Annotated in this window: 32 protein-coding genes; 5 read left to right on the top strand and 27 right to left on the bottom strand. The window is 71.2% G+C overall.

Going from position 1 to position 22875, the window contains the following annotated elements; translation table 11 throughout:
- Positions 1-16: 16 nt before the first annotated feature.
- A complete protein-coding gene (locus tag ACFY1P_RS33240; protein ID WP_390752755.1) occupies positions 17-193 on the bottom strand; it encodes a hypothetical protein in 177 nt (58 codons plus the stop codon).
- On the bottom strand, positions 187-612 hold the full coding sequence (locus ACFY1P_RS33235) for a hypothetical protein (RefSeq protein WP_390752754.1): 426 nt from the start codon (positions 610-612) through the stop codon (positions 187-189). Before ACFY1P_RS33235 ends, ACFY1P_RS33240 begins: the two co-directional genes overlap by 7 nt.
- Positions 613-830: 218 nt before the next feature.
- Here ACFY1P_RS33235 and ACFY1P_RS33230 point away from each other — a divergent pair, with 218 nt between their 5' ends.
- From ACFY1P_RS33230 to ACFY1P_RS33220, 3 genes are read left to right on the top strand one after another with little or no spacing between them, the layout of a single operon-like run.
- Positions 831-2090: a hypothetical protein gene (locus tag ACFY1P_RS33230; RefSeq protein ID WP_390752753.1), complete on the top strand. Its 1260-nt coding sequence runs from the start codon at positions 831-833 to the stop codon at positions 2088-2090.
- Positions 2083-2640, top strand: coding sequence for a GNAT family N-acetyltransferase (locus ACFY1P_RS33225; RefSeq protein WP_390752752.1), 558 nt, complete (start codon positions 2083-2085; stop codon positions 2638-2640). Before ACFY1P_RS33230 ends, ACFY1P_RS33225 begins: the two co-directional genes overlap by 8 nt.
- Positions 2641-2670: 30 nt before the next feature.
- Positions 2671-3759 carry a hypothetical protein gene (locus ACFY1P_RS33220; RefSeq protein WP_390752751.1) on the top strand — a complete coding sequence of 363 codons (1089 nt, stop codon included), beginning with the start codon at positions 2671-2673 and terminating at the stop codon, positions 3757-3759.
- 159 nt (positions 3760-3918) lie between these two features.
- Here the strand turns inward: ACFY1P_RS33220 and ACFY1P_RS33215 are convergent, their stop codons facing one another.
- Together ACFY1P_RS33215 and ACFY1P_RS33210 are read right to left on the bottom strand one after the other, a co-directional pair.
- Positions 3919-4416, bottom strand: coding sequence for a hypothetical protein (locus tag ACFY1P_RS33215; RefSeq protein WP_390752750.1), 498 nt, complete (start codon positions 4414-4416; stop codon positions 3919-3921).
- Between the two features lie 130 nt (positions 4417-4546).
- Positions 4547-7345, bottom strand: coding sequence for a Helicase associated domain protein (locus tag ACFY1P_RS33210; RefSeq protein ID WP_390752749.1), 2799 nt, complete (start codon positions 7343-7345; stop codon positions 4547-4549).
- Between the two features lie 209 nt (positions 7346-7554).
- On the opposite strand from ACFY1P_RS33210, the gene ACFY1P_RS33205 reads away from it, so the two are divergent.
- Together ACFY1P_RS33205 and ACFY1P_RS33200 are read left to right on the top strand one after the other, a co-directional pair.
- Positions 7555-8415 carry an endonuclease/exonuclease/phosphatase family protein gene (locus ACFY1P_RS33205; protein ID WP_390752748.1) on the top strand — a complete coding sequence of 287 codons (861 nt, stop codon included), beginning with the start codon at positions 7555-7557 and terminating at the stop codon, positions 8413-8415.
- Between the two features lie 80 nt (positions 8416-8495).
- Positions 8496-9374, top strand: coding sequence for a hypothetical protein (locus tag ACFY1P_RS33200; protein ID WP_390752747.1), 879 nt, complete (start codon positions 8496-8498; stop codon positions 9372-9374).
- A 208-nt stretch (positions 9375-9582) separates the two neighbouring features.
- On the opposite strand, the gene ACFY1P_RS33195 is transcribed toward ACFY1P_RS33200, so the two are convergent.
- The 23 genes from ACFY1P_RS33195 to ACFY1P_RS33085 form a co-directional block, all read right to left on the bottom strand.
- Complete coding sequence (locus ACFY1P_RS33195; RefSeq protein ID WP_390752746.1) at positions 9583-10524, bottom strand: hypothetical protein; 942 nt, start codon at positions 10522-10524, stop codon at positions 9583-9585.
- Positions 10524-11453, bottom strand: coding sequence for a ParA family protein (locus ACFY1P_RS33190; protein WP_390752745.1), 930 nt, complete (start codon positions 11451-11453; stop codon positions 10524-10526). Before ACFY1P_RS33190 ends, ACFY1P_RS33195 begins: the two co-directional genes overlap by 1 nt.
- A 243-nt stretch (positions 11454-11696) precedes the next feature.
- Complete coding sequence (locus ACFY1P_RS33185; RefSeq protein WP_390752744.1) at positions 11697-12227, bottom strand: hypothetical protein; 531 nt, start codon at positions 12225-12227, stop codon at positions 11697-11699.
- Positions 12224-12904, bottom strand: a complete 681-nt coding sequence (locus ACFY1P_RS33180) for a hypothetical protein (protein ID WP_390752743.1) — start codon at positions 12902-12904, stop codon at positions 12224-12226. The genes ACFY1P_RS33185 and ACFY1P_RS33180 overlap by 4 nt, the downstream gene beginning before the upstream one ends.
- Positions 12901-13338 (bottom strand): hypothetical protein, encoded by a 438-nt coding sequence (locus ACFY1P_RS33175; protein WP_390752742.1) that lies wholly within the window; start codon positions 13336-13338, stop codon positions 12901-12903. Before ACFY1P_RS33175 ends, ACFY1P_RS33180 begins: the two co-directional genes overlap by 4 nt.
- 89 nt (positions 13339-13427) lie before the next feature.
- On the bottom strand, positions 13428-13607 hold the full coding sequence (locus ACFY1P_RS33170) for a hypothetical protein (protein WP_390752741.1): 180 nt from the start codon (positions 13605-13607) through the stop codon (positions 13428-13430).
- Positions 13607-14089: a hypothetical protein gene (locus ACFY1P_RS33165; RefSeq protein ID WP_390752740.1), complete on the bottom strand. Its 483-nt coding sequence runs from the start codon at positions 14087-14089 to the stop codon at positions 13607-13609. Before ACFY1P_RS33165 ends, ACFY1P_RS33170 begins: the two co-directional genes overlap by 1 nt.
- Positions 14089-14292: a hypothetical protein gene (locus ACFY1P_RS33160; RefSeq protein WP_390752739.1), complete on the bottom strand. Its 204-nt coding sequence runs from the start codon at positions 14290-14292 to the stop codon at positions 14089-14091. The genes ACFY1P_RS33165 and ACFY1P_RS33160 overlap by 1 nt, the downstream gene beginning before the upstream one ends.
- A gap of 25 nt (positions 14293-14317) precedes the next feature.
- Positions 14318-14575 carry a hypothetical protein gene (locus ACFY1P_RS33155; protein ID WP_390752738.1) on the bottom strand — a complete coding sequence of 86 codons (258 nt, stop codon included), beginning with the start codon at positions 14573-14575 and terminating at the stop codon, positions 14318-14320.
- The gene (locus ACFY1P_RS33150) at positions 14572-15018 is read right to left on the bottom strand and encodes a hypothetical protein (RefSeq protein ID WP_390752737.1); all 447 of its coding nucleotides are present in this window, start codon (positions 15016-15018) and stop codon (positions 14572-14574) included. Before ACFY1P_RS33150 ends, ACFY1P_RS33155 begins: the two co-directional genes overlap by 4 nt.
- Complete coding sequence (locus tag ACFY1P_RS33145; RefSeq protein ID WP_390752736.1) at positions 15015-15692, bottom strand: GGDEF domain-containing protein; 678 nt, start codon at positions 15690-15692, stop codon at positions 15015-15017. Before ACFY1P_RS33145 ends, ACFY1P_RS33150 begins: the two co-directional genes overlap by 4 nt.
- Before the next feature lie 90 nt (positions 15693-15782).
- Complete coding sequence (locus ACFY1P_RS33140) at positions 15783-16082, bottom strand: hypothetical protein (RefSeq protein WP_390752735.1); 300 nt, start codon at positions 16080-16082, stop codon at positions 15783-15785.
- 109 nt (positions 16083-16191) lie between these two features.
- Positions 16192-16497 carry a hypothetical protein gene (locus tag ACFY1P_RS33135; RefSeq protein WP_390752734.1) on the bottom strand — a complete coding sequence of 102 codons (306 nt, stop codon included), beginning with the start codon at positions 16495-16497 and terminating at the stop codon, positions 16192-16194.
- A gap of 13 nt (positions 16498-16510) precedes the next feature.
- Entirely contained in the window at positions 16511-16711 is a 201-nt protein-coding gene (locus tag ACFY1P_RS33130) for a hypothetical protein (RefSeq protein ID WP_390752733.1), read from the bottom strand.
- Positions 16708-17667, bottom strand: coding sequence for an AAA family ATPase (locus tag ACFY1P_RS33125; RefSeq protein WP_390752772.1), 960 nt, complete (start codon positions 17665-17667; stop codon positions 16708-16710). Before ACFY1P_RS33125 ends, ACFY1P_RS33130 begins: the two co-directional genes overlap by 4 nt.
- Positions 17668-17931: 264 nt before the next feature.
- A complete protein-coding gene (locus ACFY1P_RS33120; RefSeq protein WP_390752732.1) occupies positions 17932-18777 on the bottom strand; it encodes a hypothetical protein in 846 nt (281 codons plus the stop codon).
- A gap of 144 nt (positions 18778-18921) precedes the next feature.
- Positions 18922-19386: a Pycsar system effector family protein gene (locus ACFY1P_RS33115; protein ID WP_390752731.1), complete on the bottom strand. Its 465-nt coding sequence runs from the start codon at positions 19384-19386 to the stop codon at positions 18922-18924.
- A gap of 84 nt (positions 19387-19470) precedes the next feature.
- Positions 19471-19752, bottom strand: coding sequence for a hypothetical protein (locus ACFY1P_RS33110; RefSeq protein ID WP_390752730.1), 282 nt, complete (start codon positions 19750-19752; stop codon positions 19471-19473).
- A 4-nt stretch (positions 19753-19756) separates the two neighbouring features.
- Positions 19757-20299, bottom strand: a complete 543-nt coding sequence (locus ACFY1P_RS33105; protein ID WP_390752729.1) for a hypothetical protein — start codon at positions 20297-20299, stop codon at positions 19757-19759.
- 26 nt (positions 20300-20325) lie between these two features.
- Complete coding sequence (locus ACFY1P_RS33100) at positions 20326-20742, bottom strand: RRQRL motif-containing zinc-binding protein (RefSeq protein WP_390752728.1); 417 nt, start codon at positions 20740-20742, stop codon at positions 20326-20328.
- Positions 20743-21040: 298 nt separating this feature from the next.
- Entirely contained in the window at positions 21041-21292 is a 252-nt protein-coding gene (locus ACFY1P_RS33095; RefSeq protein WP_390752727.1) for a hypothetical protein, read from the bottom strand.
- Positions 21293-21345: 53 nt separating this feature from the next.
- Positions 21346-22119, bottom strand: coding sequence for a hypothetical protein (locus ACFY1P_RS33090; RefSeq protein ID WP_390752726.1), 774 nt, complete (start codon positions 22117-22119; stop codon positions 21346-21348).
- A gap of 59 nt (positions 22120-22178) precedes the next feature.
- Positions 22179-22670, bottom strand: coding sequence for a hypothetical protein (locus ACFY1P_RS33085; RefSeq protein WP_390752725.1), 492 nt, complete (start codon positions 22668-22670; stop codon positions 22179-22181).
- Between the last annotated feature and the right edge of the window lie 205 nt (positions 22671-22875).

The raw sequence follows: 22875 nt of genomic DNA, 5'->3' as shown, positions 1-22875 counted from the left end.
GGGGAGAGGCTGGACGTCAGTCAGCCGATGTGGAGTCCGGCATGGCTACCGGCGCCGGATCGGCGCCGCTCTCGTCGAGGAGGCGGCCCGCCTGGTCGTGGAGCACGGTGACCGGGCCCGCGAGGCCGATCAGCAAGAGGACCAGGGCGTCCCGTAACGGGTGGTCGATGATGCCATCGTGGTCGTTCACCATGTCGTCAGCACCACCCGGTGCGGGTCCACGGGTTCGGTGACCAGATTCAGGAGTGTCCGGCAGCTCCGGGCGAGGTCCGCCGCGCAGAGCGCGGCATTCAGCGGGTAGAGGCGCGGGTCCGGGCGGTGGTAGGCGAGGCGGCGGCGCAGGGAATCGAGGCCCATCGTGACCTGCCCACCACGGTCTTTGTATCTGGCCTCGGCGACCGGCAGCAGTGCCTCGGCGTCGCCGACCAGCCCCGCAGTGACCCTGGCGACTTCGGCCGGGTCGATGCGGCATCCGTCGACCACGGGGCGCAGTCCGGCGGCGATCCTCTGCTCGATCACTTCGACGTTCACCGTGACCGGCCCGTCGGGGCCGTCGACGCAGATGCGGCGGTCCCCGGGCTTCTTGGTGGCGGAGGTGAGAGAGGTGGTCATCGGCGCGGGTCCTCTGTGTAGGCACGGAAGCTGCGAGAGGAGGCGGCGGACCACCGGCCACATCCCCAGGAGAGGCGGTCCGCCGCGCACGTGGGAGTCAACCGCCGGATCGGGCCGCAGGGTCAGGAAGAAGGCACATCTGTTTGCCGATGACGATCAGGAAGTTTTGACCCTTCCGTGACATCGACGGCCCACCCGTTCCTCGCTACGTTCGACAAGTGGGAGAGAACGCGATCCTCCGGAAACACATGGCCGACCTCGGCCTGTCCAGGCCCGAGTTAGCGCGCGAGATGAACCTGGTGCTCAAGCGCCTCACCGGCAAACAGGGCACCTTCTCCGAGCGCACTATCCACGACCTGCTCACCCGCACCCGGACGCCACGGTCGAGAACCATCCTCGCGCTGGAGACGGTCTTCAACTGCCCCGTCGCGGACCTCGGCTTCGCGCCGCCGGCTCGGCAGCACCAGCACGACCCGGAGGATCCCATGAAGCGCCGCTCCTTCTTCGTCGCCGCTCCCCTGGCCGCCGCAGCCGCCGCCGGCATGCCCCCACCGTGTCCCAAAGGCGGTCCGCACCGAATCGGCGCCGCCGACGTCGCTCGCCTGGAGCAGCTGCACGACCAGGCCATCGACGTCGACGACCAGGCCGGCGGCACCGAGGCCACCGAGCGGCGCTGCGCCGCCCTCGCCGCAGAAGCCCTGGAGATGCAACGGGAGGGCAGCGCCAGCGGGCGGGTCCGCTCCCGGCTTTACGCGCTGGCCGCTTCCCTGACCGACTCGGCGATGTGGGCCGCCATCGACGGCCGCCGTACCGACGCTGCCCAGGCCCACCTTCACCACGCCGTGACCCTCGCCTCCCTCTCCGGCGACCAGGCCGTGCAGATCCGCGTGTGGGGCCACGCCGCCGCGCTGTACCGGCAGATGGGCCGCTACACCGACTCCACCGCCGCGGCCGAAGCCGCCCGCGCCGTCCCTCTCTGCCGCACCGACCCGTTCTACGCCTCGATGACCCGGGCGCGGCTGTCTCTCCACCAGGCCCACACCGGCAGCCGCACCGACGTCCTGCGCAGCCTCCACCAGGCCCGCAAAGACCTCTCCCGTGCCGACCACGCCGAACGCCGGCCCCGGTGGACCGGGTTCTACGACGGCGCGGAGACCGAGCTGCTCGCCCTGCAGGCCCACACGGAGATGGGCTGCTGGCAGGAGGCCGAGGCCCGCGCCCATCACACGCTCGCGCTCCTGCGCCCCAGCATGGTCCGCAACCGGGCGCTGACCACCGCCTACCTAGCGGGCGCTCAGATTCAGCAAGGCGAGGTCCAGCTCGCTGTCACCACGGCGAAGTCGGTGCCGGCCGCCGCCGTGCACGGGCGGGTCGCGCACCTGCTGGGCACCTTCACCACCCGCCTCATCGCCACCGCCCCGTCCAGCTCCCACACCCAGGAGTGGACCGCCTACCGGAAGGACATCCTCTGTGCCTGACCGCCTCGAGTTCCGCCGCAGTCGCGACGTGGACGACGTCCGCCAGACGATCCTCGACCTTCACGTCGAAGTCCGCGGCGACTTCGGGCTCCTCGACCGCCCGTTCAACACAGTCGAGCGGTTCGACGAGCGACTGCTCGCCTACGCCCAGCGCCCCGGCTGGGAGACCGTCCTCGCCCGTACGCCCGGCGGGGAGCCGGTGGGCTTCTGCTTCGGAACACCCCTCGCACCCACCACCGGCTGGTGGTCCTCCATGCTCACCCCGCTGCCCGACGGCTACACCACCGAAACCGGCACCAGGACGCTCGCGTTCCAGGAGATCTGCGTGCGCAAGGCGTGGCGGGGGCAGGGCGTCGCCCGCCGTCTCCATGACGAGCTTCTCACTGGGCACACCGAGGAGCGCGTCACGCTGCTGGTGAACCCCGGCGCCGGCGACGGCAAACTCAAAGCCGTCTACGAGAGCTGGGGATACGAGGAGATCGGCAAGCAGCAACCGTTCGAGGACTCACCGAAGTTCGCCGTGATGATGCGCCCGCTCCGGCACGGCTGACGCCACCCATACGGCAGGGGGAGCTACGGCATGGTACGCACCGAGCGAGCGGCCGATCGTGATGCCAGCATCGTCGGACGGCGCACCTTCGCCGCCATCACCGGCGCGGCACTGACCACACCCGCCTGGAAACTCCTCGACACCCCCGCCCCCGACCTGGCCACCTCCCACGCGACCGGGCGCGTCCGTGAACCCGTCGTCCGGTTCGTCGAAGAGACCGTGGCCTACGCCCAGCAGATCGACGACCAGCAGGGCAGCGCACTGTCCTTCGTCGCCGACCAGTTCCACGCCGTCGCCGGCATCCTGCGCCGCGACAGCTACGACACCCCCATCGGCCGCCGACTCGCCACAGCCGCCGCCCAGTTAGCCCAGACCGCCGGGTTCATGGCGTACGAGAGCAAGTACGACGGGCTCGCGCAGCGCTGGTACCTCACCGGTCTCCGCGCGGCCCACGCCGCCGACGACCGACCCCTGGCCGCCAGCATCCTCAGTCTCATGAGCAACCAGGCCGCCACCCTCGGCCGCACCGCGGAATCCCTCCAGCTGGCCGACGCCGCCCAGGAAGCCGCTGCCGACGCCCCCGCCACCGTCCAGGCCCTCGTCCACGCCCGCAGCGGGCTCGCCCACGCCGCCGCCGGCGACATCGGCGCCTTCCGCCGCACCCGCGACAGCGCCCTCGCCCAGCTCGACACCATCGCGCGGCACCCAACCGAGCCCGGACCACGCTGGGCCTACTACGCCAGCCCCACCGAGCTCGACGCCATCGCCGGCCGGAGCCTGGTCGCCCTCGCCCGCCGCGTCCCCGCCCGCCAGGACCGGCTCCTCACCGAAGCGGAAGACCTCCTGCGCGCCCGCGCCCTCGAAGACGACCCCGCCTTCCAGCGCTCAGCCCTGCGCCACAGCGCCTGGCTCGCTCTCGCCCACACCCAGCAAGGTCAGATCGAACAGGCCATCACCTGCGGCGAGCGCGCCCTCGACCGGCTCCCCGCCGTCACCTCTTCCCGCGCCACCGGCCTCCTGTGGCGGCTCCGCCAGGACCTCGAAGGCCCCGCCTCACGCACCCCCGCAGCCCGGCCCTTCGTCGCGCGACTCGAACGACAGCTCCGCGCCACCCAGTAGCTCCATCTCTGGATCATCAGCCGGTCTTTGTGAAGGCTTCGGCCTTGCCACTGCTGGCCTGCGAGCCTCGCTCCCCAATTGGGGAGTCCTTGCCGATGGTGATGATGCCAGCGACATCGTCGACTTCAGCAGCGGTGTCGAGCGCGTGCCGTATCGGCGTCAGAACTGCAGGCGGTCCCTCCAGATCGGTGCGAGGGTGTACCGGATGCCCTCCAAGAACGCCGGGCCCCACCGGTGGGTGGAGTCCTCGTAGACGGCGTCCGGGGCGTCGATCGGCGGGCTGTTGTCGACGCGCAGGGCGCGCCACCGCACGACGACCGGGTCGGCGGTGTCGTCCAGGTCGTGACCGAGGGCGCGCAGGCGGCTCTCCCAGCGTGGGGGGATGTCCCCGTCCGTCTCGCCGGGCTGACGTTGCTTCAGCTCTTCAACCTGGTCTCTGGTGATCTGGCTGGGATTGGCGTTGGTCTCGCGGGCGATGATGTAGAGGGCTGTGGCGAGTGCTGCGCCGCCGTCGGCCAGGATGACTCCGTCCCACGTCATGTCCCTGCCTTCCCAGATCGGGTGGAGGAGGGCGCGAGCACGGTCCCAGGCGGCTTGCCATTCGGCTGGCCCGTCCGTGCCCTGCCATTCGCGAAGCTGGTCGAGGATCAGTGTCATGCCGTCATCCTGCCTCGGCAGCACCGGCCTGGGTGCGGGACTGCGGGCGGTTTGTGCGGTGAGCTGGCCGGGGCGGGGTCGACTCGCTGGCAGTCGTTGCGGCCGTTGCACGGACGGCCGACCCACGCTGCTACGGCGCCGCGGGGGCAGGCGCCGTAGAGCTTGCCGGGCTTCGGCGTCTTGTCTGGTCTGCCCGGGCTGTGTGGCCCTGGACCTGTGCGGAGCGGGAGATCGCCTTCCAGGTGCCGTCTTGCTCCCAGGCGTAGTACCAACCGCTGATGGTGACGTGCGAGCCGGCTTCGAGGGGCATGTCTTCCCAGCGGCTGCCGGTAGCGAGCTTCCAGAGCATCGCCTCGATCACGGCCCGGTGGTCGCTTCTCTCCCACACCGCTCCCCCGCGTTCCGGCAGAAGGATCTTGACCTTTGCCCAGGACGCCTCGGTGAGGCGGAAGAAGCGCCGGGTCCGCTCGCTGGTGAGCGACGCCCGTTCGTCGTGCCAGAGCGGGTCGACCGCGTCCAGGCGCTTCCGCGCGGTCTCGGGAAGCCGTCCTTCGCGGAGTTTCTTGCGCTGCTGGTAGAGCCAGGAGCGCAGCGTGCCAGCGGGGAGGCTGATGTGGCCGTGAGTGGTACAGAACCGTTTGAGTTCGACGCAGCGTGTGTCCCACCGTTCCTGGGCGGGGTCCCAGGGGAATCCGATCTTGTCGAGCAGTTCCTGGTGTTCGTCGGTCATGGTGCCGCGCTTCTTGGCGGCTCGTTGGGTGCGGGTCCAGTGGTCTACCCGTACCCCGTCGACCGTGACGAGATCCTTCGGGACGACCCAGTGGCCTTCTTCAGCGTGGAACGCCTTGAGTGCTTCGTAGGTGTTGTCCCAGATCGCGTCGCGCCGGTTACTGAAATCGATACCGATGTTCCGCATCAGCTCGAGCTGCCAGTCGGCGACCCGGCCGTTGCGGTAGGCGACGTGCTGGTTCTCCAGCCAGATGGCCTCGGGGGTCGTCGTCGGCAGGCGCAGCACGGTGCCGCGCTGGTCGAAGACGGCCTTGAGTTCGCGGTATCGGCGCATCCATCGGTCCTGCGCTGCGTCCCAGGGGAAGCCGATCTCGTCTAGGAGGGCGATGCGTTGCTCGGGGACTTTGCCGGCCCGGCGGCGGGCGCGCTGTGCCGTGCACCAGTTCACGACCGAGACGCCGTGCGGGGTGGTGACGCTCTCGTCGAACGCGAAGTGGCCTTGTTCTTCGGCCAGGCGCTTGACTTCCGTGTAGGTCGTCATCCAGGACTCGCCGAGCTGGTCCCAGACGATGCCGAGCTGGTCCAGCAGTTCGATGCGGTCCTCGGCCAGGTCGCCGGCGTTGTAGGCGACGCGTTGGCGCCTCCACCAGTCGCCCAGTGAAAGGCCGTCGGTGGTGATCCATCGCTGGGGGATGTCCGCGTTGCCGTGGACCTGGTGGTAGGTCCGGGCGGCGCCGTAGTACTCGTCCCAGCTTGGGGTGGTGGACCGGACGGCCCGGATCGTGATCGCGCGGGCGAAGTCCTCGGGCACGTCGATGCCCGCCACGGTCAGCCAGGCTGGGAGCTTGTGTTCGCGTGAGACGGTTTCGAAGAGGCGGCCTTCTCCTATCTCCCTGCGGTGCAGCCGCAGTTGTTCGTCCAGGCGGTCGTCGTGGTCGCGCAGGGCGCGGAGCACCTGCCACACCGGTTCCCACTCGCTGCTCTCCAGGGCCGCCTCGGGGCTCTCCCCTGTGGCCAGGAGTAGCGGGACGACGATGGTGGCGACCTTGTCGTGGCGGCCGCCGGTGCGCAGGGCGCGGCCGACGGCCTGGATGGTGTCGATGGCCGAGCGGCGGGGGCGGGAGAAGACGACGGCGTCGACGGCCGGGACGTCTACGCCTTCGCTGAGGACGCGTGCGTTGCTCACGACCGCCAGTTCGTCGCCGGGTTCGGCGAGCCGGTCGAGGACGCGGCGGCGTAGGTGTGAGGCCTGCATGCCGGAGACGTGTCCTGCCCACACCTCGATGGGCCCGCCCGGCATCAGCGATGCTGTGGCGGGGAGGGTGGAGGCCCAGGTTCGGGCGTCCGCGACGCGGTGGTGGTAGCTGATCGCCCGGCGCACGCCGTACTCGGTCATGGTGCGCAGCACGGCGATCTGTCCGGCGACGGTGGCGGGTTGCAGGGAGGCGGCGCCGAGGCGCAGCGCGAGGTTCTCGTCGGCGGTGAGCTTGTGGACTTCCTCGTCGGTGACGACGGGGACGATGACGCGGTAGTCCGCGAGCAGTCCCATGCCGATGGCGCGGGAGAAGGGCAGTTGGTAGGCGACGGTGCCGAAGATGTTCGGGTCGTCCATGGACACCACGGCGTCGCCGCTGGTGGTGGCCACTCGCGGGGTCGCGGTCATGTAGAGGCGTCGCTCGGCGGGCAGTTGCGCGTCGTGGTGGACGGTCTTCCAGGGGCCGTCGGCCTTGCCGGTGGTGCGGTGTGCTTCGTCGACCACGACGAGGTCCCACGGCGCCAGGCCGTGGTGGGCGTGCGCGGCGGCGATCACCGGCAGGGACGCGTAGGTCGAGAGCACCGTCACCCGGCTGCGGCCCGAGGTGCTGGAGGCGACGACGTCGGGGGTGGTGGTCACCACGACATCCGGCTCACCCTCGAGGAGCTGCATCTCGGCGATCGTGGGGTCGCTGCACACGGCAACCGCTGTGCCCAGGTGTCCGCCGCGGACGGCACGGTAGGCGTCGAGCGTCTGCACGAGCAGCTCGATCGTCGGCAGGACCACCAGGACGCGCGCTCCCAGCCGGGTCGCCACGGCGCCGCCGATGCGCGTCTTCCCGGTCCCGCACGCCGCGATCAGGCTCGTCCGGCCGCCCCGGCCGACCGCTGCGGTCACCGCTTCCACGGCTTCCACCTGATGGGGCCACAGCTCCCCTGATGACACGTCCAGCCCCCTCCTCGATCGATGCGGCAGAAGGCGTGCCTCGCTTCTGTCCCGCATCGTGTGGTGGTGAGCGTACGGGGTCCGTGCCTGGTCTCTCGACGGGGAAGGCCCGCCGCCCTGGGAGGTCGAAGACGAATCTTCGTGCTTCGGCAGGGAAGGGATGATCACAGCGTCGGGGAAACCGGCCGCGAGCGAGGGGTGGGGACCGTATGGAATTGACGGTGGTCGTGCAGAACTTGGGGCACGGAGGACTGCGGAACGGCTCTGGTGATCCGGAGGATCGCTGGCCGCTGCTGGCCGAGCGGATCCGCAGCGCCGGGCCAGCGGACCTGGTTCTGGTCCAGGAGGCGGTCGACTGGGACCGGTACGGCCACCGGCAGCTCGGGCGGGCCATGCGCGATCTGGACATGGACGCCACTCCCCTGCCGCCCTCGAGCTCCGGGTACCGGCCGGCGCTGCTGTACCGGAAGGAGACGGTGGGCCGTTGGCTCCACTGGAACCCGGACTTCTCCCACAAGACGACGCACGGTTTCGGCGTTGCGGTCTTCGACGTCGGGCTCCCTGCGCCCTTGAGCGTGGTCAGCGTGCACCTGGACCCGCATGACGCCGACATCGCGCGCTCGGAGGCGAAGTACGTCGCCACCCGCGGCTACCGGTACGGCCCGTACGCGCTGATCGCGGGTGACATCAACTACCCGCCCGCGTCGCCCGATCACCCGCAGCCGGCCTACGAGGAGATGCGGCCGTACAACCGGGCGGCCCGCACCCGGCTGCCCAGCGAGGTCGACGGACGCCTGGTGCCGGAGCGGCGGGTGGCCGAGAAGCTGGAGCAGTCCGGCTACGTCGATGCCGCCTGGCACCTCTTCCAGGAGAGCGGCGACAAGCAGCTGCTGGCGCGGACGGGCACGGACGACCGCATCGACCAGGCATGGGTGAGTACGCCGCTGCGCGACACGATCACGGAGTACCGGCTGCTGGACTCCCCCGCCGGGGCGAGCGACCACAAGGGGTTCGTTCTGCGGCTCGACCTCAGCAAGGCCGCGACCGACGACGTCTGGGCGTACCGGTAGTCGCGAGGTGGTGGTCGGCCCGCTGATAGCGTCGGGCCGACTCGATGCTTGGAGGGGGCTTTGTGATGAGGGACCGGGACATGGACGCGTTGATGGGGGCCATGCCACCGCAGATGGTGGAGCGGATGGGCCGCATGACCGGCATGGCCCAGCGGGTGGTGATCGCCTTCATCGATGGCGAGCCCGACGTCCTCGCTGCTCTGGTCGACCGGATCGGTACGTGGGACGACGACCCCGGTCGGACGCCCTATCCGATGCCGCGCTTCCAGTTCGCCATCAAGCAGGTCGTCGACCTCGTCAACACCTATTTCCACGTCGCCGAGACGACGGGCGGCATGACGATCTCGAACGAGGCCCTTGCTGCCGGCGCCCGGGAACTGATCGAGCAGTACGTGCCCGACGGCCACCGCGACGCCGCGCTCGCCGTGTTGCGCGAGGTGCCGGGCGGGTCCGCCCCCATGGACCTGTCGGGTGGCAGCGCGGGCGAGCCCGGGCCGGCCGAGCTCTTCGCCGCCGCGGCGGCCGCTGCCTGGCTCGCCACCGGCGCAGGGATCTTCCCGGCCCCGCAGGCTGTGCGACTCAAGCTCCTCCGGCAGGTCCGGGAAGCGGAGAGCATGGCAATCGGCGCACCGGCGCGGGAGCGCATCGCCGACGTTGCCGACCAGGACGCGCTCGATCTCCTCGCCGGGCTCTACGACGAGTCCTACGCGCGGCTGATCCCCCGCTCCCCCAGCCAGCGAACGCCCTGGGAATGGGACATGCTCGCCATCCTCAAGGCTCACCTCCTGGAGACGCCCGCCAGCGCGACCACGCCCGAGCAGGCCGAGGTTCTGAAGGGTCGGATGCTCGCGTGTCTGCAGGCTGCTGCCGCGACGCCGCGGCAGGTCGTTCCGCCGGCCGCGCGCGCGAAGGCCAAGCGCGCCCAGCCGAAGCGGAAGAAGCCGAAGGGCAAGCGCTGACGGTCCGTCGCGGCTGCAGTGGGCATCGGCCGGACGGGTGATCTCGGGGCGGAATCTCCGCCATCGCCGTCGGCGCCCTTTTAGGGTGGGCGGAGCCCACCCCGGGGGCTCGCACGCGTTGGCCAGCACCACCGTGCTGGCGAAGAGATCGGCCCCCCTCTCGAAACTCTCGCGAGGGGGGCCGTTTCTCTGCCGTGGCTCCGTCTGGTTACTGCTGCTTGGGGAGACGGACTGCGAACGCCCTGTCGACCTCCAGCAGGGCCTCGCCGATGGCCTTGACGAGAGGGACGGCGGTGTCGGGGTCGTTCTCGACGATGCGCTTCGTGGCGGTCTTGCTCACCTTCTTGGCCGCTTGCTGGAGGAGCGCGAGGGCGTCCTTCAGGCGCTGAATGTCCTTGGGGTTGGACGTGGCGGCCTTGCGGTTACTGGCCTGTCGGTCCGGCTCCCCATTTGGGGAGTCGTTGCCGATGGAGGTGATGTTGTGGACTTCGCCGCCCTCGGCGGAGCTCTCGGCTCCGGCTTCCTGCTCCTGAGCGGCGAAGAGTTCTCGTACGAGGCGGCTGGCCTCGGCCGCGTCCAGGTCCTTTGGCAGGGGGCCGAGCTTGTCGACGATGTCCTCCACGAGCTTCCCGGTGACGCGGGGAGCGCACCGGGCGATGGTGTCGTAGATCGTTATTGCGACCTTGTCGCTCGTCTGGCGGCGGACCTCTGTCAGCATGCGGACCTGGGACTCCAGGGGCTTGTGGCCGAGGTTGGCGAGGGCCTCCCCGACGCGCCACTCGTCGATGAGCCGGTACAGCTGCGACTCGGAGATCTCCCAGTTCTCCCAGATCCACTCCGCGAAGTTCGGGTTCTCTTCCCGGTGCAGCTCCGCCGTGCGCATGGTCTCCAGCGACTTCCCGGCGATCCAGAAGGCGTTGCGGAGGTTTTCCACGCCGGCCTTGCAGGCTTCGAGGTCCTGGCGCTCCTGGTCCGAGAGCTCTCCCCCGCCATGGGGCTGGTACGGCGCCGGGATGGAAGCGAGCGTCGTGCCGGGCAGCGGCTGGACCACGACACTCGCCGCAGCAGCCACAGCGGGCAGGCCGCCTCCGAAGAGCCCTCCTGCTCCCTGCGGCTGCTGCGCTGGGGTGTCGACGTCGAACAGGCCCATCAGGCCGTCCTCCCATGGTGTTCAAAGATCTCGGTGGTCAGCTCCCGCATCTCCTTGGAGAGCGGGATGATCGTCTCCGGGACGACGTCGGCCTCGGTCGCGCGGCCGGCCTTTACGTCGCGCGGAGTCGCGGACGTGGGGAGCAGGTCGGCGTACTCGCCGAACAGCAGGCCCTTCTTACGGGCGTTGCGCGCCGGGACTTCCCGGTAGCCGACGATGGTGTCCAGGATCGGGGTGCCCTCGCCCAGCGTGGTGCGGATGTCGTTGCGGACCGCGTTGTGCATGAGGGTGGCGGAGCGGTTCGAGCCGTACAAAAAGGCCCCGGCCATCTCGAGGTACGGGTTCACCTGCTGCTTAACGACCTTGAAATTACGGCTGATGCGCTCCATGCCCTTGATCGAGGATTCGTCGGAGCGGGTCGGCACGATCAGGGTCTTGGTACTAGCGAGCACCAGCTGTTCGAGGGCGTCGTTCTCCGGGGCACTGTCAAAGATCACCCGGTCGTAAAGGGGCGCGATCGGTGCGAGGGACCGGGCGAGGCTGAGTACGACGGTGGGGCCCTCCTGCATCATCCGCAGCATGAGGACGTTAGCGACGTCGGCGACCTTGGGGCCGCCGGGAAGCACGTCGAGGTTCGGGCGCACTTCCCGGATCGGCTGGAGCGGGGTGCGGTCGTGGATGGCCCGGTACAAGCCCTCACCGTCTATGGCGGAGGGTCCTTGCGGGTGGATTCCGCGGCCGTAGCGCTTGATGCCGAGGTCGTCGTCGTCCTGGCCGGTCACGCAGATGAGGAGGGTGCGGTGTCCGGCGGCAGCGGATTCGCCGGCGAGGTGCGCGGCGACGGTGCTCTTGCCGACGCCGCCCTTGCCCGTGCCGACGGCTGTGCTGCCTTCGGGGGGTTCGACCTGCGCTGCGCTTGGGTTCAGCACGGGGGTGCCCTTCCTCGTTGCTCATGTGTGGACCGCACCGTGCGCGGCAGAGGAATCTTGGCACACCCGGAACCCTTGGCAGGACTGGGCTCGGGGCTTCACTCCCCAATTGGGGAGTCCACGCCTGGGAGCATGATCCATCGGGGGCCGGACGACGCGGAGTTGACGAATCCGGATCCGGAAACACAAAAAGCCTCGCTCCCGACACGCGGCCGGAAGCGAGGCTTCGAGGTGGTGCGGGCGTCAGGTCGCCCAGGTCGCGGGCGCGCCCTCATCGGGGTTGGGAAGGCCGGCGGCTGTCGCCGGGGCGGCCGGGTGCCGCATCGCGGTGATTGGGACAGCGCCGGGCTCGGTGGCTGGCGCCCAGACCATGCGCCAGGTGTCGTCCCACTCGCACCCGCAGCCGTGGTCCGGGTGGGGGTGCCGTAAGAAGACGCCGTGGGTGTGGACGGCGCGCGGGATGCGGGGGATGAGGACCGAGGGGTCGTCGCCGGGGTAGAGGTGCAGGTTCCGCCAGCCGTGGACCCGGGCCATGTACGCGGCGGCGGCCTCGATGATGTCGGCCCACCTCTGGTGCCCGAGCACGAGGAACGCGACCGGGTAGAGGTGATCGTCGGTGGGATCGTCGATCCCGGTGACGTGAAGGCCGCGGTGGGCAATGAACCCTCTGTCGGCAGCGTCGTCGGCACAAGGGGACCAGAGTTGCTCGACGGGGTGCATGCTGCCGTCGTCGCCCTCGCTGGTCTCGATCTCGTACAGGGCCGGGGCGGTCACACGCTCACCCCCTTGATGGCGTCGGCCAGGAGCGCGGCGACGTCGGCGCCGTGCGGGTCGGCGTAGCTGTCGTGGTCGCTGACGTCGAACACTGCGTCCTTCGCGGTGACGGTGAAGCCGGTGATGAGGAGGGCGGCGCGGCCTTCCAGCTCGGTGTTGAGGCGGTCGGCGTCGCGGGAGGCCAGCCAGGTCTGGGGGTAGGGCCCGAGGCGCAGCAGCACGTAGCCGGTGCCGTCGGCACGGCGGGCTTCGACGTGGACGCCGTAGTGGGCAGGGGCCATGCCGACGTCGTCGGGGAGGGGCAGGTGCGCGGCGGCGTGGGTGAGCATCGCGTAGGCCGGCTGCCAGGCGCCGAGGATCGCGGTCGTCTCACAGCGCAGCCAGCCTCGGTTGGCGTAACCGAGCTGACGGCCGTGGAGGTAGGCCGCGGCGTGCGGGGTGTCGGGGTGGACCAGGGCCACAGCGATCAGGTCGGGGCCGTGGTCGTCGCCGGGCCGGGTGTGTGCGCGCTCGATGAACGGGCCGACGCGCACGGCGATGTCCTGGGCGCGGCCGGGCGTCCAGGGCTCCGGTGCGCGTACGGCGGCGAGCATCACGCGGAACTGGTCGACGACGGCCTGGTCCTCGGGGGTGAGGGCGCCGGGGCCGTGGCCGCAGCGGCGGAAGCGACGGATCATCGGGCGGTCTCCTGCTCGGTGTTGGCGGTGCGGGGGTCGGCGGGCGTCTTGAGGACGCGCGGCAGATGGACGTGCAGGTGCTCGACTACGACCTCGCGGCCGCGGTCCCGGAGTGCTCGGGCCAGGAGTTCGGTAAGACCGCTGGCACGGTGCCGGCCTCCCGCACAGCCGATGGCGATGCGGCTGGGGCCGACGGGCAGGTCGGCGTAGTCGGCGAGGTTGGCGAGCAGCTCGCGGGCGCCGGGGGTGTTCAGGACGACGTCCTGGACGCGGGGGTTGAGGCCGTCGAGGTCGAGGATGTCGCGGGCAGCGGCCGGGTCGCGGAGTCGGTCGCGGACGTCTTCGATCCGGTCGGCGGCGGGCGGGACGGGGGAGCCGTCCGGGCCGGTGGGCAGGTGCAGGTAGCCGAACGAGGTCAGACGGATTGTGCGCAAGGAAGCCTCCTGCTCGGTGATGAGGGGCGGGAACACACGGAGCGCCGCGCCCGGCCGGGAGGGGCGGGGCGCGGCGCTCCGGGGTGGTGCTACTGCGTGGTGTCGATGACCACGAGGAACTGGTTACTGGGCATGTCCATCACGACCTGAGCGCTGGTGCCCTGGGCGCGCTGGGCGGCCGCATACTCCTCGGCTGGCCAGGAGCCGCGGGGACCTCCGGCGGGGAACTGCTCCAGGACGGTTCGGGCCTGCGCGGTGGCGGCGGCCATCAGGCGTCACCACCGTTCACGCGCTCGTGGATGTCGATGAGGGTGGCGATGGCGTCGGGGTTCTCCGCCAGGCCGACCCATGCCCCGTGCGCGGTGAAGACGGGCACGGCGTCGGTGTCGGCGTCGAAGATGACGACGTAGTCGCCGTACCTGTCGAGCACCATCTCCCGCAGGACCGGGATGAGCGCGGTGTCCAGGACCTCCAGGCCGTCGACGGTGAGCCGGGCGGGCTCGCCGGGCGCTGACGGCTGGATCAGGGTGCCGGTCGCACGCAGCAGGTCGCCGGGCTGTATGCCGGTCAGCAGCTCGTGCGTGATCCGGGGGTTGCCACTGGTGCAGGCGACGACTGTGTCGGGGGCATCCTCGTCGACGGTGTCGATGTCGGCGGGCCGGACGATCAGGTCGAAGGTGGCGGTGCCGCGCGGGCCGGGGGCGGGGATCGCGTCGACCCAGCCGTCGATGGCGCAGTGCTTTGTGTCCATCAGCTGGCCTCCGCCAGGGTCTCGGTGGGGCGAGAGGAGCGGGGTCGGGTGGTGCGCTGGGCGATGTCCAGCAGCTCGCGGTTGCGCCGCTGCTGTTCGGGGGTGAGCGGGCGGGCCTTCGCGCCGTGGCGGTGCCAGAGCGGGGAGGCGGGCGGCTCGGGGTAGGCGAGGGCGTGGTCGACGTCGCGATCGGTGCTGCTCATGGGGGCCTCCGGTCTGGAGGGGAAGTCAGGCATGGTCCTTGCTCTGGCCGCTCTTGGGCGGGTCGGAGACGAACCGGGTCTCGCCGGGGTGCGCCGCATTCCAGAGCTCCGCGCATGTCTTGTGCACGGCCTCTCCGTCGTGGGACCTCAGCGGAGTGGTCTTCCGGCACAGCACGCACCGCTCGGGCCAGGCGAAGTGCGCCCCGTCGTGCCAGTCCAGGAGACGGACCGGTACGGCGGGCGGCTCGGGCGGTGCGGGTGCGGCGCGACGGCGGGTGCTCACGGCCGCAGGCCGGGCAGTTGCTGGAGGACCTGAGCGACCAGGTCCTCGGTGGGCTTCCAGGGCCCGAGCTGTCCGCGTGCAGGGATCGGCAGGGCGAGCTCCTGGACGTCGGCGACCTCCAGATGCCACAGGCCGGGCTGCGCCCACTCGGTGCAGGGCGGCGCGCCGTCCGGGTCCTGGTGGCAGCCGGCCAGCCGGGCGACCCCGATCACGGCGCCGGTCGGCAGGTCGCGGCCGCGGATCGTGCGAGCGACCAACGGCAGGCGCAGGGCGGGCCGGTCGATCTGCTGGCCCGCGTGCAGCAGGAGCCAGCCGCGCCAGGACCAGCGCTGCGGCCTGTTTTCGATCGTCTTCGCCCCGGTGGCGATGGCGGTGGCCCACGGCTGCCTGAGGCTGATGCCGCGGATCCAGTCGTCCGCCGGCGGAAGGGTGGCGGTGCTCATGCCGCTCGCCCCCACACGGCCGTGCCGGGACGCCCGGCGCGGCGTCCGTTGATGGACGGGACCGTGGTGTGCGCGGCGGTGGCGAGGACCGCGTGGCCGGAGTGCTTGCCGTCGTACAGGGCCGCGTCGGCCGCCCTCTGCAGCGTGGTCAGGTCGCGGGTGCCGAGGACGTCGGTGGTCGCGGCGCCGATCGAGGCGGCGACGTCGATGGTGCGGCCGTCGTCCAGGGCGACCGGGGTGTGCAGCATCCGGACCAGCTGCTCCAGGCGGTGCGCACGGCGGTCGGCGGGCAGGTTCAGGACCACGGCGAACTCATCGCCTCCGAGGCGGCCGGCGGCGGCGTGCGGGCCCGCCCAGGCGGTGAGCCGGGCGCCGAACGCAGCGAGTACGGCGTCCCCGGCCGGGTGCCCGGCCGTGTCGTTGATCCGCTTGAAGTGGTCGGCGTCGACGATGACCACGGCCGTGGTGTCGCTGTGGCGGGCGAGGATCCGGCGGGCGCGGGCGGTGTAGGCGTCGCGGCGCAGCAGGCCGGTCAGCGGGTCCTTCCGCGTGGCAGCGAGTTGCTTGTGCAGCGCGATGGCGTGCACCGCCCAGCTGGCCAACGGCACGAGGGCGGTGGCCAGAAGGAGTGCGCGTGAGCCGATCCTGCCCCGGTTGTGCGGGACGGAGTCCATACTGAGGGTCTCCCTCTCGTCTTGTACGGGTTGGGTGGGCCCGGGACAGGCGGTTGGTTTCCACGCCTTGGCGCCTGTCCCGGGGCAGAGCTACAGCTCGACGTCGGCGCGGGTCCAGCTGTATGAGTTGTTCCAGCGGCCGACCGTCGCGGCGGGCCAGTCGAGCTCCCAGCCGGGCCGGTAGCCGCAGGCGCCCCAGCCGTCCGGCCGTCCGTGGGGGATCTCGAGTCCGGCGTCCCGGGCTGCGCGTGCCGCGTCGTAGACCTCGTGTGCGATCCGTACGGCCGCGCTGCGGCTGTCGGCGCGGCCGGTGAAGACGTGCACACCGCTCAGGCCGGGTTGATCGGTGCGGTGTATCGGGACGTCGACCTCGTAGTAGGGCATGGGCATGACGTCCATCTCCTCTCGTGCTGTCCGTGGTTGAGGGGCCACTGCGTCCGCCCCGGCCCGGCGGGTGCGGGTCCGGGGCGGCACAGAGTGCGCTCAGCTCAGGCAGGGATCAGCTGGCCGTCGCGATGCCGTCGCGCAGATGGGTGCGCGCCCAGGCCAGAAGCGAGCGCTGATCGCCGTCCGGGCTGGTCAGTGCGTCGGTGAGGTAGCTGACGGCGGAGTCCAGTTCCTCACTGGCGTCCTGCCAGCTGCCGAGGCTGGACGAACCGAGGACGTCGCGGACTTCTTCGACGAGGTCGATGAAGTCGTTCGGGGTGGTGCCGCGCTGCGACTGGTCGCCGACGAGGGCGGCGAGGTCGGTGGCGAAGCAGTCGCGGAGCGCGGCGAAGGTGTCGGTCCTGGTCTGGACGGCCATGAGGGTCTCCTTGTCAGAAGTCGAGCCGGATCGTGATGGGGATGCGCGGGTCGTCGCGGTGGGAGTGGACGGTGCGGCGGTGCGCAGCGAGGCCAGCGGCACCGCCTTGGATCGGCAGGTGGCAGTCCGGGCAGCCGTGGAACCACGCGTCACCGTCGGGGAGTTCGGCCGGGGTGAGGGGGTGCGGGTGCGGTCCGGGTGCGGCCCTGCTCACGCCCGGACCGCCTCGGCGTACTGAGACTGAAGGTCGGCGCGGCCTTCGAGGTCGTCGTCCTGGTCCTCGTCACCGTGCGGGCCGTGGACGGTGCAGGTGATGTCCGGGTCGTTGTCCATAGCGCCGCTCAGCGCGCGGTGCAGGTCCGTGATGCTGTAGACCGGCGCCCAGGCGCAGCCTTGGCACTCGGGGTCGGCCGGGCAGGGGAGCAGGACGTCGAAACCGTTGTCGCCTTCGCCGTCGATGTTCTCGCGGAAGGCGAGGGTGAGGCGCTGCTGGCCGAGGCGTATCTCCGCGACGCGGTCACCGCCGGCCAGACAGGAGCCCGGCTTCCAGCGCCACAGTGGCAGGATCTCCGGGCCGAAGAAGCCGCGGGGGAGCAGCAGGTCACCCAGGCCCTCGCTGTCGTCCAGCCCGAGGTCGGCGAGCCGGTCCGCGCTCAGCCGCTGCAGGTACGGCTCCAGGCGGTAGAGGCTGTCGGCCAACACGACTTGGTTGAAACCCTCGTTGGCCAGGCGAGGGGTGGAGTGGACCATCGCCTTGTGCTGGACGCGGACCACGTCGTCCGGCACGGTCCGGTTGGCCGGGCGCGAGCGCTGCCGGTCGACGCAGACCGAGGGCGGCGTGGCGACGACGACCGCGACCGCAGGCATGTGGTGCCGCTTGGCCGCAGCGACCAGACCGGCCCTCACCTCCCGTTCCACGTTCGTCGCGTCGATGACCGTGTTCAGCTTCCGCGCCATCCTGCGCTCGAGAAGGAGCTGCAGGACGTCGACGGCGTCGTCCGTGGCCTCCTGGCATCCGGGGTCGTCGCTGACCGCACCACGCAGGGCATCGAGCGAGAGGACCTGGGAGGCGGGCCAGGTGCCGGCCAGCGCCGACTTTCCTGCACCACTCGCACCGATCAGCACGATCAGGGCGTTCTCGGGCAGGTCCCCGTAGAGGAACGAGGGCATTGGGTCTCTCCTTGAGGGTCGAGTGCATGGGCGGTCCAGCAGACGCAGCCCGTGTGAAGAGGGAGCCAGCACCTCTGCCGACGTCACAGCCCACCAGCCGCCGTCTCCGTGGCAGCGCGGGCAGGACTGGCGGGCGTGGTGCTGGGCGGCCACGGCCAGGTCGGCGGCCCGGCCGTGGGAGTACAGACGAACGGCCTGGCTGACGTTGATGTCGGCGAGGACCTGGTCGACGGTGTCGTCGGCCAAGCGCTCGATGGTCGGCGGTCAGGCGCGGTAGACGGGCGGGCGGACTCCGGCACGGAGTTCGCGGATGATCGAGCAGGGGCCCTTGGTGGCGCAGTACGCGTCGTCGGTGTCCGGAAGGGCGTTGCCCGTGGTGCCCCACATGTCGCGGGCGACCGCGTTCACGACGCGCAGCATCTCGCCGTTGTGGGGGCGGCATGCGCTGTTGTTGTCGCCGACGCCGTGTCGGGCGGCGCTGATGATGTGCTGGCGGGCCTGGCGGGCGGCCCAGCGGCGGCGGTCGGGGCCGGTGTTCTCGTGTACATGCCCGCCGTCGTGAAACGTGTCGAGGTGGCAGGCGGTGCAGTGGTAGGTGACCATCTGCTCCGGCGTGCCGCCGGGAAGCCACGTGCCTTCGAACTCGTAGACGATGACCTCGGCGCCCGGGGTCTCGGTGTGCGCGAAGGCGGTGACGAGGCCGACGCCGTCCGCGATGGCACCGCGCGCCTTGACGTTCCAGAAGACGCGGGGGAGGAAGTCGTCCCAGCCCTTGCCGTGGGGCCACTGTGCGTACATGACGCCCTGCGAGGCGTCGAAGGTCGCCTTGCCGTCGATGTTCTCGCGCTTGTACTTCTCGATCTGCTCGATCGACCCGAAGTACGTCGCGCTGAACTCCTCGGACTCCAGGAAGATCAGCCCATACCCCTCGGGGCGGGTGTCGTGGCCGGTGTCCTTCAGGATCTCGACCATGTCCTCGTAGCCGGGGTTGCCGGGGGCGATGGTGCCGACGAGGGGAAGCCGGTAGTAGTCGCAGCTCGTGACGTTGGCCGGGTTGGTCTCGCTGACGTTGTGCGCGGTGCCGTAGGTGTTGGTGATCGTGATGCTCATGCGTGGGTGTCCTTCCTGGGTTAAAGCGGGCGAGTGGTCGAGGAGGCCGAGATCAGGCAGCTGCCGTGTTGGGGCGGGGGATCGCGTAGCAGGCGGCAGCGTGCTGGTCGATGCGGGCGCGGGGCGTGGGCCCCGGGGCCGCCGTTACAGCGCGAGGCTGGCGGCGGCCAGCGCAAGCAGGGCCAGGGCGGCCAGCATCAGGTCGACGGAGCGCCGCAGGTGGCGGTACTTGCTCACGGCGAGGGTGGACAGGACGCGGATGCGGGCGGCACGGGTGTCGTCATCCATGCAGGCACGGATCTCGTCCTCGTCCAGGCGAGCCCAGTACGGGAAGGAGGCCCGGTCGGCGCCGCGCAGGCGGGGCCGGACGACCAGGAGCAGCAGCACGGCGGCTGCGCCCAAGGCGAGGATGGCGAAGGTGCCGAAGACCTTGGTCGTGGGCGGGAGGTCCTTGTCGGCGACGGAGCCGAGGCCGGCGAGCACGGCGCCGTTGAAGGCGAGCAGTAAGGACGCTTTTCCGTCCGTGCGGCCGATCTCGCTGGCGACTGAGGCGCAGGCGGTGTCCAGGTTCTTGTCGATGTCGGAGGCGGGGACCGTAGGGGTCGTCATGGGCAGCGTTCTCCTTGTCGTGGCATGAGTGGGCGGCCCGCCGGTGGTGCGGGCCGCCCGGGTTGGCTTCCGTGGATGAATGCGTCAGAACGGGGGTTCGTCCGGCCGGTTCGGGAACGGCAGGAGCTGAAGGGTCCGCACCGGCCGGTCCCAGCACCAGCACAGCTCTCCGCCCGGGTACAGGCCCTCCGACCACCAGCCGCCTTCGCCGTGGCAGTCCGGGCAGTTGCGGCGGGGCCTGGGGGAGAACCGAATGGCATGCCGGGAGAGGGTCAGCTCCATGGCGCCAGCCTTGAGAGCGGCGGCGGCCGTGGTGGCCGCGACCAGCAGCGCAGCGGCCAGCAGGAGAGGGGTTCGAGCGCGCACCGGATCAGCTCAGGGTCGGGTGCGGCTGGACCAGGGAGCGGGTTCCGGTGCCGCTGAAGTCAGGCTCGGTGGTGAGGAAGTCCGGTTCGTCGCGCACCAGCTGGAGCATCGTCTGCTTGATGAAGTCGGACGGGCGCTGCAGGTCGACGCGGTCCGCGTGGAAGGCGCTCAGGCTGACGGAGCGGGCGCTGGTGGCGTACTCGCGCAGGCTCCACAACCGGGAGCGCACCATCTCCGCGGCCTGGTCGTCGTCGGGGGCCACCGGGACGCCCCGGGCCATCGCGCGGCAGTTGGCGGCGTGGGTGTTGGCGAGGCCGGCGGCGTCGCTTTCCGAAAAGCGCACGCGGCTGCTGCTGTTGGCGGCGCGGAGGGTGCAGCCGAGACAGGCGGCGGCGAAGCAGGACGTGCCGCGGTCGCCGTCGGCGGTGTAGACGAGGACAGTGGCGCCTTCCACGGCGCGGTAGCGCTGGACGACGGTGGTGCCCGGCGGCGTCCAGATCGCCGGGTCCAGGACGTCGGGGCGGCGGGTGAACAGGCTGAGTGACACGGGTTCTCCTTCGGAATGTTCGTTGTTCAGGCGGCCAGGCGGCAGGTGGCCGGGGGAGCGGTGTAGGTGCTCGGGTCGGCTGGGGTGCCGTCGTGGCATTCCTCGCAGGAGCCGACGGTGCGCAGGCGCAGGCAGTGGTAGTAGCGGCGGTGGCATTGCGGGCAGGTCTGCCGGGCTGCCATCGCCTTGTCGAGCGCGGCCTCCTTGGCCAGCGTCATCGGGATCTTCGGGACGGCCAGGTCGACCCGGTACAGGTAGGCCACGCGCTTGCCGTTCCGGCAGGTCATCTGGGCGACGGGGTCACGGCCGCCGGGCCGCAGGCCCATCGTGCGCAGCTGGCGTCGGGTCGCGAGCCCCTTGGGGGCCTGGCGCCAGCGGTAGGTGGGGAACGACCCGTCGTCGTGCGGATCAACGTCGACCAGGTCCTCGTCCTGGCCGGCCATCACGCGTCCCAGGAACCGGGGAGTCGGCGGGGCTGCTGCGGGTAGCGGGGGCCGGGGCGCTGCGGACGAGGCCGGCCGATCCGGCGGCGTGGGCGAGGGATGAGCACGGGCAGTTCCTCCAGTCGTCGGTGGACAGCGCTGCGCCCCGCCGACGTCGTGCTGGTGTCGGCGGGGCGCAGCGGGTGGTGCGGCTGGGTTATGCGGCTCGGGACGAGGTGGTGCTTGCGGCCGGGCGGCCTGTCCGGTCCTCGCCGGTCCCCTGGGCGGGGCGGGCGAGGGCCAGGCGGGGCGTCAGGTCTCAGCGGGTGGTGCGGGTGCGGAACCGGCGGGCGGCCCACTGCCGCAGCTGGTCGAAGCGGGTGGGGTGGGTGTGCCGCCAGGCGGTGGGGAACACGCCGTGCTCGGTGGGGAAAGACTGGGACGCGCCGCAGGTGCACGTCCAGGCGTACGGCTCGGAGCAGGTTTCGTCGTGGGTGGCGGTGACCTTGGCGGGGAGGCCGTCGTGGCTTCCGTGGAAGGTGCCGACCCACAATCCGCTCTGCAGCTTCATCAGGTTTCCTTCGGGGCTCGGTGTCGGTGGTGCTGGACGGGGTGGGGGCGGGGTCAGCGCTGGAGCGGGTGGACGTTGTCGGGTTCGTCGTCGGAGTCGTCACCGGCCGGGGTGGGGGCGGGGATCGTGGCGTGGAGGTGGAGCGCGGGGTTGAACTGGTACTGCGGCGGGTGGTTGTGGACGATGGGCCGAAGGGTCAGGCCGCGCAGGGCGAAGATGCTTGCCAGTGCCCACATGAGGGCGGCGAGCCCGGTGGCGGCGGCGCGGCCTCCGGCCGGGGCGGCGGACCAGATCATGGCGAGGCTGCCGATGCCGAACAGCACCCAGGCGATGCGGGCGCCAGCGTTGCCGAGGAAGCCGCCGACCAGGCCGAGCAGTCCGGTCAGCTGCCAGAAGGCGTAGAGGGCGGCGGGGGCGACGGAGAGGTGAGCGGCCTGGTCGGCGAGAAACACCTGGATGGGGTGGTCGACCGTGCCCCACAGTCCGCTGCCGTCACCGGCACCGGGGGCCGGGGCGGCGGACAGGCCATTGAGGGTGGCGCTGGCGATGTCGCCGGCGGTGTCCACCATCAGGACGATGAGGCTGATCCCGGCGACCAGTGCGGCCGCCTTGATCCAGTTGGCGATCCCGTGCCAGCTGGCGTGCCGGGCCTGGAAGACCTCCTCCCACCGCTGGTAGAGGAAGCCGCCCTCCTGCCAGGACTCCTTCCACGCGGTACGCAGCCGGGCGAGGCGCTGCTTGTCCTTGCGGGCCTGGGGCAGTTCGAGCTGGTCGAGGATGCTGTTCGGGCGGTGCTGGCCGTTCATCTGCTCGTCGTTGCTGGACATGGTGCAGCTGCTCCTTTGCTGGAGTCGGAGGTGAGCGGTGGCGGGCTGGCCGGCGTCGGTCAGCGGATCTCGTTGCGGGTGCGGGCGAAGAACATGCCGCGCGTGCTGCTGTTGTTGTGGATCTCGGTGTGGTGGGTGACCGGGCCCTCGTAGACGTTCCTGGTGACGGCGGAGCGAGCCTTGCTGATCACGCCGCCGATGGCGGTGGTGACCATGGCCAGGCCCGCGAGCGGCAGGGTGACCATCAGGACGCCGTTCAACGTGGCGGATGCCAGGCCCTGGAGCACGAGCCAGGCGCCGCAGCCGATGCCGGTGATCCCCGCGCCCACACCGATGGAGGCCACCGCGATCCCGGCCGCCCAGGCCGGGACGATCCGCTGGTCGTCCTGCTTCACGGGCGGGGTGGTGCCGAAGGCCGGCGGCTCCGTGTCGTCGCGGAAGGAGGTGGGGTGGTGGCGTACGGGCTTGCTCGCCCAGTCGTCGATCAGGCGGCGGGCTTCGGCTGCGGCCTCGGACTCGGGCATGCCGGACTGGGCGTTCAGCGGGTCCATCGGGGTTCTCCGATCACGCGGGAGGGGAGCGCCCTCCTGGCCGTGGTGGCCGGGAGGGCGCGTGGGGGGAGGGGACGCGCGCGGCCGCCGCCGGGCCCCCCCCCGCCCCCCCGCCGCCCCCCCCCAACCCCCCCCCCCCCCCGGGGGTTTTGGGGGGGGGGGGGGGTTTCAACCCACCACCCCCCCCCGCCAACCCCAAACCAAC

Source organism: Streptomyces sp. NPDC001407, from assembly GCF_042895325.1.
Classification (GTDB): domain Bacteria; phylum Actinomycetota; class Actinomycetes; order Streptomycetales; family Streptomycetaceae; genus Streptomyces.
The sequence above is the reverse complement of the archived record's forward strand: the minus strand, read 5'-3'. Positions and strand labels throughout refer to the sequence as shown.